The organism is Photobacterium malacitanum (assembly GCF_900185615.1).
Lineage (GTDB): Bacteria > Pseudomonadota > Gammaproteobacteria > Enterobacterales > Vibrionaceae > Photobacterium > Photobacterium malacitanum.
Map to the genome: position 1 here is coordinate 1,103,477 of NZ_FYAK01000001.1, position 12,121 is coordinate 1,115,597.

Below are 12,121 nucleotides of genomic sequence, written 5' to 3' on the forward strand. Positions count from 1 at the left end.
TCTAATATTGCGGCAATCTTAGTCTATTCAAGCAATATAAAGTTCAGATTAGTGATTCATTAATGGATCAAGATCACACTTATCGCTCACTGCAATCGATTACATCAGATCGCGATCACAAATAGCAAAGGATTGCGCAATCGTTTCATTCCCAAACGTGAAATAAAACACTAGAATCAGCGCCAACAAAACGGGGCGGCCAAAATCCCAACTATTTAGACCAATATGAGCGAGAGAAAAATGCGCAAATCACTAGTAGCATTAAGCGTTGTAGCAGCAGCAACTACTTTCCCAGCCCAAGCTGAATACCTATATGGTTTCGGCGATATGAGTGTAAACTACTTAGATTGGTCTAATGGCACCGAGGAGCGTGCTGGTCACCAAAAAGATTTCTGGTACCTTGAGCTTGAAGGCGGTGCTGGTTTTACTTGGGGTGAGCTATATGGCTTTGCTGACTTAGAAAATGCAGATCAAGGTTCAGATAAAGCACGTACATCAATTAAAGGCTCTATCGCTTACAAAACTGGCATTGCTGAATTACGCCTATACGGCCAACTTTACAACACTAACAGTGATGGTTTCACTGCTCAAAACAACGTATTAGGTCTATCTTACGCATTTAATGGCGATGGTTGGTTTTTTAACCCATTCATTGGCTTCCACCACACCATGACTTCAGCTGATTGGAAAACGCCTTCATCTTTCACTGGCATGAACGGCGGTATGTTTGGTTGGAGTGCAGGTTACAACTTCAATGCTTTTGGCGAGAAGTTCATGATCAGCAACTGGCACGAGTCTGAGTTTGGTCGTAACGATAAATACATGATTGTTGCTGGTGAAGGCGATCATGTTACAGCTAACGGCGCGGTTGCATTATGGTGGAACGCGACAGAAAACGTAACCACAGGTATTCAATACCGTTACGCGTTTAACAAGCTAGGTACATCAGGCAACCAAAACGCAATGATTTACACAGTTAAATATAATTTCTAATTATTCCTAATAAATAGAATTACGATTTAAACGAAAAGGCGCTAAGAGCGCCTTTTTTGATCGTCGCAATTAACCACAATGTTATGATGTCCTAAATTAGGCTAATAACGGATTCAACTGTGAACATAACCTTGGTAGGTGCGGGTGCTATTGGCACATTATGGGCGGTAAAATTAACCCAACAGCAGCATAATGTGCAATTATGGACCAAAGATTCAACACCAGAAAAAACGGTGCATTTTAGTGAATTAACTACCCCCACAATCACTACTGACTACGCTTTTGATTGCAATGATCCGCATGCTCTCGCGGCCAGTGACGTTGTCATCGTTACTGTAAAAGCATTTCAAGTTACTGCCGCCTTGATACCTCTGCTGCCTTATTTGAATACTGATTGTGTAGTGATTATTATGCATAATGGCATTGGTAGTCAGCAACAAGTTCAACAGCTATTACCTCATAATCCAATTATCTATGCCACCACCTCTCAAGCAGCTTTCAAACCAACCCCGACAACGATTCACCATACCGGCTTAGGACAAACATGGCTGGGTGCAATCAATCAGCGCGCCCAATCTCAAGCCTATATTGCAGAGATATTTAACAGCGCATTATTCCCTTGCCAATGGCATGCTAATATCTATCAACCGCTGTGGCAGAAACTGGCTATTAATTGTGCAATCAACCCATTAACAGCGGTTAACCAATGCCCTAACGGCGACTTAGGCCAAAACTGTTATCAAGCTCAACTTGACGCTATTTGCGCAGAAGTCGCACAAGTTATGACAGCTGAAGGTATTAGTACGACGTCACAACAATTACGGCACCAAGTCGATAGCGTTATTACGGCAACATCTGCTAATTATTCCTCAATGAATCGTGATATTTTCCATCACCGCTTAACAGAAATCGATTATATTAACGGTTATTTAGTCCAACAAGCTCAGTGCCACCACATTGACACTCCAGTCAATCAACAATTGTGGCTGGCGATTAAACACATGGAGTCACAAGACCATGAATGAATTATGTCCTCGTATCGTCGTTTGTATTGCCCCCGGCACAGAAGAAATGGAAGCGATCAACACTATCGCTATTTTAAAACGGGCTCAATTTGATGTAACGGTTGCCAGCGCTGCTGAAGATGGTGCATTGATTGTTGATGGCTCACGTGGCATTAAATTGGTGGCAGATACAGCATTAATTACCATTGCTGATGATCAATTTGATGCGGTGGTATTACCTGGTGGCGTTGCAGGTGCCGAGCATTTTCGAGATAGCCCATTAGTAGTCGAGTTTGTTAAACAACACCATTATGATGGTAAGTTAATTGCTGCTATTTGTGCTACACCTGCAATTATGTTTGCTGCTAATGATATGTTCCCTAAAGCGTTGATGACTTGTCATCCAGCTTTTCATCACCAAATTGCTGCTGCGCAATTACGTCTTAAACGTGTTGTTTATGACAAACAGGCTCGATTATTGACCAGCCAAGGCCCAGGTACTGCCCAAGAATTTGCATTAGATCTTGTTACTCAACTGACTAACAAAGCCACAACAGCAACAATTGCTGAATCAATGGTGGTATGGCCAAACATGCATTACGACGTCATGCCTGAGCGTTAATCTCACGAACAATAAAAATGAGTATAAAAAAAGCCCTCTATGATCACATCATATGAGGGCTTTTTTAGCACAGCGAATAGCTTAATCTAAATAAAACAACCGAGCTATGCCTTTGCTTAAATTAGCGTGGACGATAGACTTTTACGTTATCAAAGCCATTCTCTTTCAAGTATAAGGCTTGTAAACGACTCATTACACCGTGTGCGCAGTAAAGTAAGTAAGTCTTTTCTTTTGGTAAGTCACCAAACTGGGTCGCTAGCTTATAGAATGGAATATGCTTCACTTCTACGCCATCTAACTCAAGTGGGTTTTCATCTTCTTCATCTGGGCTACGAATATCAAGTACGACAGCATCCGTTGAAATTTGCTCAACCAATTCAACTTCAGGCGCTTGTTCTTGACTCTGCTTTTCGATTTCACGAATATCCATCACTCGTGCCTCGTCTATAACGCGATCCAGAATAGTAAAATCAAACTTCGCTTCTTCAATTTCAAGCTTTGATTTTACCGCTTTAACGGTCGGGCTCTTTGAGATCACACCACAGAATTCAGGCATTGTTGCCGCAAAATCTTCAGTACCAATCTGGCGAGATAAATCGATAATATCTTCTTTATCCCAGTTAATTAGCGGACGCAGAATTAACGAATCAGTGACGTTATCAATCATGCGCAAGTTAGTCAGCGTTTGGCTAGAAACTTGGCCTAATGCTTCACCTGTTACTAATGCTTGAATACCAAATTTATCAGCAATACGACCCGCTGCACGCATAAACATACGCTTGAGGATCACACCCATTTGGCCATCGTCAACTTTTTCTAAGATCTCACCAACAACGGGATCAAAATCAACCGCAATAAATTTAACTTTGGCAGATGAACCATATTTTTGCCATAAGAAGTGAGCAACTTGCTTAACACCGATCTCATGTACTGGACCACCAAGATTAAAGAAACAGTAATGCACTTTACTGCCACGTTTGATATGCAGGTAACTTGAAACACCTGAGTCAAAGCCACCAGAAATCAAGCTTAATACGTCTTCTTGTGTTCCTAGAGGGAAGCCGCCTAAACCTTTATGGCGGAATAATACTTGGTTAAGCAAGTTATGCTCAATCTCGATATTAACCGTAACATCCGGCTTTTTCAGTCTTACTTTTGCAGACTCAATCGCTTGATTAAGACCACCACCAACATAACGTTCCGCTTCAATCGAAGTAAAATCATGTTGGCCGATACGTTTAGCACGTACACAGAATGTCTTACCTTCAAGACTCTCTCCTACCAATGCAAGAGTTTGCTCAAAGATATTATGAAGATCGGTAAATTCCGTCTGCTGAACTTCAAGTGTATGGTGAATACCAGGAGTTTGCGTCAAAACAGCAAGCACCATGTCACGTTTAGTTTCATCAGGTTCATTCACTTCTAACGAGAAGCGACGATTATAAACACTAACAGACTCAGACTGACGCTTTAAAATAATGCGTAGGTTAGATTCAAGAATTTTGATAAAACGCTTACGTACTGAATCACTTTTAACAAAAATCTCTGGATGTGGTTTAACTATAAATTTCATAACACACTTCGCTTCACTGGGTCTAAAGTACCAAACAGAATAAAGTACCAAACGGAATTAAAGGCGCGAATTATACAGCAAGGTCTCTGTCACTGAAACAAGGATATGATAACAGCAGCACTTATCTTATCGAGTCACACCATTATTATTGGTATTTATATTGGTTTACCTTAGTCACAATCTTTGCAACCAGCAAATATAGCCATTAAAAATTCAACGATTATTGTTTCAACGATTATTGTTCATCAGTGCTAATTTCTTCAGAGTAATGAGGCTTACCTTGAACAATTGAAATTTCAACCCGTCGATTACGACTCCGCCCTGCTGCGGTTTTATTATCGGCAATCGGTGCAGTATCAGCCATGCCAACCACTCGCATCCGCTTACGATCAAAGCCTTTTACTTGCTCCATTGCTTGAGCGACAGAAACCGCACGTTGAGATGATATATCCCAATTAGAACGATAAAGTTCAGAATCTAACGCTTGGTTATCAGTATGACCACTAATACGAATAATACCGGGAACATCATTTACTAATTCAGTAACCTGCTGAATAAGAGGAATAAATTTTGGTTGTAAAAAAGCTGAGCCTTCAGGAAAAGCGCCTTTTTCTTTAATTCGAATCACCAATTGCTGACCAAATGATTCAACTTCAACCGTATTATCAGTAATTTCTCGCGCCAAAGCTTGGGTTAATGCTTGTGCGGCTTGTTGTTGAGCTTGAGACTGTTGTGGCTGAGGGTGTTTAACCGCAGTATTATCATTGATACCGCCATCTAATACGATGCTATCTTGACGTGAACCACCTTCACGCTCAGCAACTCCATCATGAAAATCTAATGAACGTTTCGTAATATCAATTGTTTGCTGCATGATCACTTCAATCGGAGTCGGCTCTGGACGCCCGGGACGAAACTCTTGTGCAATAACACTGGTGCCTTTGGGTATATCATTAACATCCAATACATTTTGAACCCCAAACGCATATTTCATTGATCCTGCAATTTGTTTGAATTTCAGCACATCCATTTCAGAAAATGATAACAACAATACAAAAAAACACATTAATAGTGTCGCCAGATCGGCAAATGTTGCCATCCATGGTGGAGAACCTTTTTTGTGTGGTGGAGGTAAAGAATCCATGCTTAGCTCTTATTCATCAAAATTCAATCGACGCTTTTTCTCATGCAGATAGTTCTTTAAATAACTATCAATCACGCGTGGATTTTGTCCCTCTTGAATAGCTAATACACCATCAAGAATCAGTAAGCGGTTCAAACGCTCTTCGTTTTTACGTAACATCAATTTATCAGCAATCGGTAACGCCACCATATTTGCCAAAATAGAACCGTATAACGTGGTTAACAACGCTACTGCCATCGCTGGTCCTATCGATTTAGGATCATCCATATTTGACAGCATCGCCACCAAGCCAATTAGAGTGCCGATCATTCCCATCGCTGGCGCGACATCACCAAGTGATGAAAAAATGCTTGCTCCTTGTTCATGACGCTCATTGGTTAACGCAATATCTTTACGTAATATCATTCGCACCGTATCGGCATCATGACCATCAACCAGCAAATCAATACCTTTACGTAAAAAAGGATTCTCTACTTCCATTTCTTCTAAAGCTAAAAAACCGCCTTTACGAGCAGAATCAGCCATAGTGACAATCTGAGCAATAAGATCATCGGGTTTATCGGTCTTAAATATAAACGCTTTTGCCGCTACTTTTGCCGCCCCAAAAAACTGACTGACATTATATTTCATCAGTACCACAAATAAGCTGCCACCAATAACGATAAATACCGACGAGGTATCGGCAAACATCACCAAATCACCACCGACTAGCATTGCCATCAAAATAAAAGCAAATGCTCCTAATAACCCAATAAGTGTTGCCAAATCCACACTGAATCTCCTTCACTGTCATGGTTAATTATTACTTTAACGATCTGACAGCTAATTAACATATAACAAGAATTTATAAGGATAATATTGAGAGTTCATCAAACAGCAGTACCATACCGCCTTATAAAATTAACTTTGCGAGCTATAGGATAAAAACCATAGTGTTATCTACTGCAAGCTAACTCTTTATCGACCATGATTAGGTTTCATTGAGGGTTTTATTACCACTTTTGAGTGATTTTTATTGCTTTCAACGATGAAAACTACTGTCTGTGGCACAGATTACTGTGACATAATTTGACCTTAGATAGTCACTACGTTATTTTTCTTGCACTTAGATAAGAGTGAAAATGATATGGCAGCAAAAAAACCAGAGAATATGGCATTCGAAGCCGCACTTGATGAGCTAGATGCCATTGTCAATGAACTAGAATCGGGTGATATTCCATTAGAAGATGCGCTGAAAAAATTTGAGCGTGGTATTTCATTAGCTCGTAATAGTCAGTTAAAGTTAACCCAAGCAGAACAGCGAGTAGAGATTTTATTACGTGCTGATGATAATGCACCACTAACAGACTTTGAGCCAAACCATGACGAATAGTGCATCGCTACCGCAGACGTTAAAAACGCTGCAACAACGCAATAACCAATGCCTTATGGATTGGTTAGCAACACAACCTTTTTCAGATCAAACCCTGCTAAAAGCAATGAAGCATGGTACTCTGCTGGGCGGAAAGCGCGCACGTCCTTACCTGACTTACGTGACCGGTGAAATGCTTGGGGTTGATTATGATGATCTCGACACCGCAGCAGCAGCAGTTGAATGTATTCATGCGTATTCATTAATTCATGATGATTTACCGGCAATGGATGATGATGCATTGCGCCGCGGTCAACCGACTTGCCACATTGCATTTGATGAAGCGATGGCTATTTTAGCCGGCGATGCTCTGCAAACATTAGCCTTTGAAATTATTGCCAAAGGCCAATTGAGTCCAGAAGGACATCAACAACGTATCGCCATGGTCAGTGAATTAGCACAAGCTTCTGGTGCTGCAGGCATGTGTCTTGGACAAGCACTCGATTTAGAAGCTGAAGGCCAACACGTTGGACTTGAGCAACTAGAATTAATACATAAACACAAAACAGGCGCATTGATCCGTTGTGCCGTTCGCCTAGGTGCACTAGCTGCTGGCGATAAAGGACGTCAAGTTCTGCCTCAGCTAGATAAGTATGCCGACGCTATAGGCCTCGCATTTCAAGTTCAAGATGACATTTTAGATGTAATCAGCGACACTGAAACGTTAGGCAAACCTCAAGGCTCAGATATTGAGCTTGATAAAAGTACCTACCCTGCACTACTTGGGCTAGAAGGCGCGCAACAAAAAGCGCAACAACTTTATCAAGAGGCGCTACAAGCGTTAGCAGCGATACCTTACAATACCTATCAATTGGAAGTTTTTGCCCGATATGTTATCGAGCGCAATAACTAAAATCAGTAAAAGCGCCGAACAGTTATGACTTTGGATATCTCAAAATACCCGCATCTCGCATTAGCAAATACGCCAGATGAATTACGATTATTGCCCGCTGAAAGTCTGCCTCAAGTCTGTGATGAGTTACGTACTTATTTACTCAAGACGGTAAGCCAAACTAGCGGCCATTTTGCCTCCGGACTCGGTACAGTCGAACTGACCGTTGCGCTTCACTATGTCTATAATACTCCGTTTGATCATGTGATCTGGGATGTTGGTCATCAGGCTTACCCGCATAAAATCCTAACGGGCCGTCGTGATCAAATGTCAACCATTCGCCAAAAAGACGGGTTGCATCCTTTTCCTTGGCGCGGCGAAAGTGAGTACGATGTACTATCAGTCGGTCATTCATCGACGTCAATCAGTGCTGGTTTAGGCATGGCGATTGCTGCTGAAAAAGAAGCGTTAGGCCGTAAAGTTGTCAGTGTTATTGGCGATGGTGCAATTACCGCTGGTATGGCATTTGAAGCCATGAACCATGCCGGTGATATTCACAGTGATATGTTAGTCATTCTTAATGACAACGAGATGTCAATTTCTGAAAATGTCGGTGGTTTAAGTAATCACTTAGCCCACTTACTGGCAGGGAACTTTTACGCATCCATTCGCGAAGGGGGTAAAAAAGTTCTCTCTAATGCGCCGCCGATTAAAGAAATCGTTAAACGTGCAGAAGAACATATTAAAGGTATGGTTGTTCCAAGCACCATGTTTGAAGAGCTTGGTTTTAATTATATCGGCCCAATTGATGGTCATGATATTGATGAGTTAGTCAAAACGCTTAAGAATATGCGTCACCTTAAAGGGCCGCAATTTCTACATATCATGACTAAAAAAGGCAAAGGCTATGCGCCAGCTGAAGCAGATCCAATTAATTACCATGCGGTACCTAAATTTGATCTAAGTGAAAAACCACTGCCTAAAGCTAAAAATGCTAACCCAACGTTTTCTAAAATCTTTGGTGATTGGTTGTGTGATATGGCTGCCGTTGATGACAAACTGATGGCTATCACACCAGCGATGCGTGAAGGCTCTGGCATGGTACGCTTTTCAAAAGAGTACCCAGACCAATATTTTGATGTCGCAATTGCTGAGCAGCATGCTGTGACTTTGGCAACAGGTATGGCTATTGGTGGCTATCACCCAATAGTGGCGATTTACTCGACCTTTTTACAACGAGGTTATGATCAGTTAATCCATGATGTCGCTATTATGAATTTGCCGGTCATGTTTGCCATTGATCGCGCAGGATTGGTGGGGGCTGATGGTCAAACTCACCAAGGTGCATTTGATATTAGCTTTATGCGCTGTATTCCAAATATGGTGATTATGGCACCAAGTGACGAAAATGAATGCCGCCAAATGCTCTATACCGGTCATCAGCATCAAGGTCCTACAGCAGTGCGCTACCCGCGTGGTTGTGGTCTTGGTACTGAGGTTGAAACGACCATGACAGCCCTTGAAATTGGTAAAGGCATCGTCCGTCGCCAAGGTGAAAAAGTGGCTATTTTAAACTTTGGTGCAATGCTAGGTTATAGCTTAGATGCCGCCGAAAATTTAAATGCTACTGTTGCTGATATGCGATTTGTAAAGCCGCTTGATGAAGCATTAATTCTTGAATTAGCCGCTAATCATGATGTGCTCGTCACTGTTGAAGAAAATGCGATTGCTGGCGGTGCCGGAAGTGGCGTGATTGAGTTCCTAATGCAACAAAAATGCATTAAACCAGTGTTAACAATTGGTCTACCTGATCGTTTCATTGAACAAGGTACTCAAGCTGAACTTCACCGTATGCTAGAAATCGATGGCCCAGGTATTGAGAAACAAATTGTTGAATATCTTGCTAAATAACCACTAATTAATCGTTATTGTTATTAATAAAAGATCCAAAAAAAGCCATGAATAATAACCGATTCATGGCTTTTTTATTGACTGATTAACCGTGATGGTGGCTTAAAAACCGAGCCAATAGCCAACGAACCACAATGATATCATTGCCATAAATCCAGCTAGCACATCATCGATCATAATACCAAAACCACCCTCAACATGTTTATCTAACCAACTGATTGGCCATGGCTTTAACATGTCAAAAAAGCGGAATAAAATAAAACCGGCTAAGATCCATTGCCATGATACCGTTGGCGCAACGGCCATGGTGATCCAAAAACCGACAAATTCATCCCACACAATACTGCCGTGATCATGCACTTTCATATCAGTTGAGGTTATATGACAAATACGGATCCCGATAATCGCAGCAACAAATACAGCCACTAAGTACCAACCAAAAGGTAATTGGGCAAGGATAAGGTATAAAGGAATAGCTGCCAGTGTTCCCATGGTACCGGGAATATATTTAGCCAAACCACTGCCAAAACCCGTAGCTAATAAGTGCCAAGGATTGTTCATTTTTAATAAATCTTTTGGATTTGTGCTCACGCGAATACCTTAGTTATCTTTAACAACAAAATGATCCCAACCAAACAGTTGCCATGTCAGTGGTTTACCGAATTGTAATAATGACAAGCCGCTACCTGCCTTTACTTTACCAATACAGCTATATTTAACATTAGTATGCGCTAAAGCGGCTTTTAATGCATCTCGATTAGCTGCTGGAGCAGTAAAACATAGTTCATACTCTTCACCACTGGATAATGCCAACTGTTGTGCTTGTTGGCGATCACCTTTACAAAATGCTAATAATTCAGCAGATAATGGTAATTGCTCGACCTCAATTTCAATGGCGATGTTTGAGCGCTCAGCAATATGTTTTACATCAGCGACCACACCATCAGAAATATCTAAAGCTGCCGAAGCAATACCACGTAAAGCCTCACCGACACTGACTCGAGGCAACGCTTTGAAGTGCCGTTCAATCAATGTTGCAGCTAAATGCTGTTCACAATCTTGTTGGCCTAATATCAAGGCTAACCCTGCAGCACTATCACCAAGATCGCCGGTGACATAGACATCATCCCCAACTTGAGCGCCACTGCGGGTTAATGCTTGGCCGCGTGGCACCAAGCCTTGCACTGTCAAAGTAATACTCAATGGCCCCTTAGTGGTGTCACCACCAATTAATTGAATATGATATTGATTAGCAAGTTCAAAAAAACTATGGCAAAAAGGGGCTAACCACGCTTCATCAATAGTGGGTAATGTTAACGCCAATGACACCCATGCCGGGGTTGCTCCCATTGCGGCTAAATCACTTAAATTAGACGCCAACGCTTTATAAGCAACCGCTGCGGGATCAGCATCAGCTAAAAAATGGGTACCAGCAACCAGTGAATCGGTACTCACTGCGACAGAATAATCAGCAGCTACATTCACAAGCGCACAATCATCACCGATCGCTAAAGCAACATCATCACGTTGCAATTGTTGCTCGGCGAAATAATGTTTAATGATATCAAATTCATTTTTTGCCATGGTTCTCTTTTTCCTCAATAAAAAAAAGCCAGCTAATAAGCTGACTTCTTTCATCGTACTCAACGTAATAAAAAAAATTACTTATCTTTTTTACGTAGAGATGGTGCAGCTTTATCTAACACACCATTGACGAATTTGTGGCTATCTTCGGCACCGAAGAGTTTCGCTAATTCGATTGCTTCGTTGATCACAACTTTAAATGGTACGTCTTCACGCTTAACCATTTCGTACATTGCAAGACGAAGTAGAGCAAGTTCCATCTGGTCTAGATCCTGAAGTGGACGAGACAAGTATGGACGCATTTTGCTATCAAGTTCTTGATGGCTTAATACAACACCTGCAAATAAATCGCGGAAATAAGCAACATCAGTGTCTGGCGCTTTACATGTAGGCGCATCAGTTTGATGTTCTTCTTCTTCAAACTTATCGCCTGAAAGGAAATATTGCTCAATATCAGCAACATTACCTTTGGTAAGTTGCCAAGAGTAAACAGCTTGTACAGCAAATTGACGTGCATTACGACGCGCGGCTGGTTTCACAGTAACCCCCATTAGGATTCGATTTGGGACAGGACATTTACCATTTCGAGCGCGCTTAGTGCAGCCTCTGCCCCTTTATTACCAGCCTTGGTACCGGCACGCTCAATGGCTTGTTCTATAGAATCAACAGTCAGCACACCAAAAGCAACTGGAGTATTATACTCTAGTGCAACTTGTGCTAGACCTTTGTTACACTCACCAGCAACATAGTCAAAATGAGGTGTACCACCACGAATAACTGAGCCTAATGCTACGATAGCATCATAGCGATCACTCTTCGCAACTTGCTGGGCAACAAGCGGTAGTTCATAAGCACCAGGGCAACGAACAACAGTGATATTATCTTCACTAACCTGACCTTGACGTTTCAGCGCATCTAATGCACCTGAAAGTAAACTTTCGTTAATAAAGCTATTAAAGCGTGCAATTACGATAGCAATTTTTGCGTTTGGTGCCGCGATGGCGCCTTCAATTACCTTCATGGGCCTTCCTGTGACTATGTCTTTCC

Annotated in this window: 13 protein-coding genes; 6 read left to right on the forward strand and 7 right to left on the reverse strand. The window is 41.7% G+C overall.

What is annotated here, in order from left to right; genetic code table 11:
- Positions 1 to 240 precede the first annotated feature (240 nt).
- From PMAL9190_RS04990 to PMAL9190_RS05000, 3 genes are all read left to right on the forward strand, one after another.
- The gene (locus PMAL9190_RS04990) at positions 241 to 993 is read left to right on the forward strand and encodes an outer membrane protein OmpK (RefSeq protein WP_065166537.1); all 753 of its coding nucleotides are present in this window, start codon (positions 241 to 243) and stop codon (positions 991 to 993) included.
- A gap of 119 nt (positions 994 to 1,112) precedes the next feature.
- Positions 1,113 to 2,018 (forward strand): 2-dehydropantoate 2-reductase, encoded by a 906-nt coding sequence (gene panE / locus PMAL9190_RS04995; protein WP_087844159.1) that lies wholly within the window; start codon positions 1,113 to 1,115, stop codon positions 2,016 to 2,018.
- Positions 2,011 to 2,619: a DJ-1 family glyoxalase III gene (locus PMAL9190_RS05000; protein WP_087844160.1), complete on the forward strand. Its 609-nt coding sequence runs from the start codon at positions 2,011 to 2,013 to the stop codon at positions 2,617 to 2,619. Before panE ends, PMAL9190_RS05000 begins: the two co-directional genes overlap by 8 nt.
- 121 nt (positions 2,620 to 2,740) lie before the next feature.
- On the opposite strand, the gene thiI is transcribed toward PMAL9190_RS05000, so the two are convergent.
- The 3 genes from thiI to pomA all read right to left on the reverse strand — a co-directional run bounded on the left by thiI (position 2,741) and on the right by pomA (position 6,107).
- On the reverse strand, positions 2,741 to 4,192 hold the full coding sequence (gene thiI, locus PMAL9190_RS05005; protein ID WP_087844161.1) for a tRNA uracil 4-sulfurtransferase ThiI: 1,452 nt from the start codon (positions 4,190 to 4,192) through the stop codon (positions 2,741 to 2,743).
- Positions 4,193 to 4,427: 235 nt separating this feature from the next.
- Positions 4,428 to 5,336, reverse strand: a complete 909-nt coding sequence (locus PMAL9190_RS05010) for a flagellar motor protein MotB (protein WP_087844162.1) — start codon at positions 5,334 to 5,336, stop codon at positions 4,428 to 4,430.
- Positions 5,337 to 5,345: 9 nt separating this feature from the next.
- Positions 5,346 to 6,107 carry a flagellar motor protein PomA gene (pomA, locus tag PMAL9190_RS05015; RefSeq protein ID WP_065166542.1) on the reverse strand — a complete coding sequence of 254 codons (762 nt, stop codon included), beginning with the start codon at positions 6,105 to 6,107 and terminating at the stop codon, positions 5,346 to 5,348.
- A gap of 355 nt (positions 6,108 to 6,462) precedes the next feature.
- Between pomA and xseB the strand changes: the two genes are divergently transcribed.
- From xseB to dxs, 3 genes are read left to right on the forward strand one after another with little or no spacing between them, the layout of a single operon-like run.
- Positions 6,463 to 6,708 (forward strand): exodeoxyribonuclease VII small subunit, encoded by a 246-nt coding sequence (gene xseB, locus PMAL9190_RS05020; protein ID WP_060999473.1) that lies wholly within the window; start codon positions 6,463 to 6,465, stop codon positions 6,706 to 6,708.
- Positions 6,698 to 7,600, forward strand: coding sequence for a (2E,6E)-farnesyl diphosphate synthase (gene ispA, locus PMAL9190_RS05025; RefSeq protein ID WP_087844163.1), 903 nt, complete (start codon positions 6,698 to 6,700; stop codon positions 7,598 to 7,600). The genes xseB and ispA overlap by 11 nt, the downstream gene beginning before the upstream one ends.
- Before the next feature lie 24 nt (positions 7,601 to 7,624).
- Entirely contained in the window at positions 7,625 to 9,490 is a 1,866-nt protein-coding gene (gene dxs / locus PMAL9190_RS05030; protein WP_087844164.1) for a 1-deoxy-D-xylulose-5-phosphate synthase, read from the forward strand.
- Between the two features lie 102 nt (positions 9,491 to 9,592).
- Here dxs and pgpA read toward each other — a convergent pair whose 3' ends face one another.
- The 4 genes from pgpA to ribH all read right to left on the reverse strand — a co-directional run bounded on the left by pgpA (position 9,593) and on the right by ribH (position 12,095).
- Positions 9,593 to 10,081, reverse strand: coding sequence for a phosphatidylglycerophosphatase A (gene pgpA / locus PMAL9190_RS05035; protein ID WP_087844165.1), 489 nt, complete (start codon positions 10,079 to 10,081; stop codon positions 9,593 to 9,595).
- Positions 10,082 to 10,090: 9 nt separating this feature from the next.
- Positions 10,091 to 11,074: a thiamine-phosphate kinase gene (thiL, locus tag PMAL9190_RS05040; protein ID WP_087844166.1), complete on the reverse strand. Its 984-nt coding sequence runs from the start codon at positions 11,072 to 11,074 to the stop codon at positions 10,091 to 10,093.
- 77 nt (positions 11,075 to 11,151) lie between these two features.
- Complete coding sequence (gene nusB, locus PMAL9190_RS05045) at positions 11,152 to 11,625, reverse strand: transcription antitermination factor NusB (RefSeq protein WP_087844167.1); 474 nt, start codon at positions 11,623 to 11,625, stop codon at positions 11,152 to 11,154.
- Positions 11,625 to 12,095, reverse strand: a complete 471-nt coding sequence (gene ribH, locus PMAL9190_RS05050) for a 6,7-dimethyl-8-ribityllumazine synthase (protein ID WP_036795804.1) — start codon at positions 12,093 to 12,095, stop codon at positions 11,625 to 11,627. Before ribH ends, nusB begins: the two co-directional genes overlap by 1 nt.
- Positions 12,096 to 12,121: the final 26 nt, after the last annotated feature.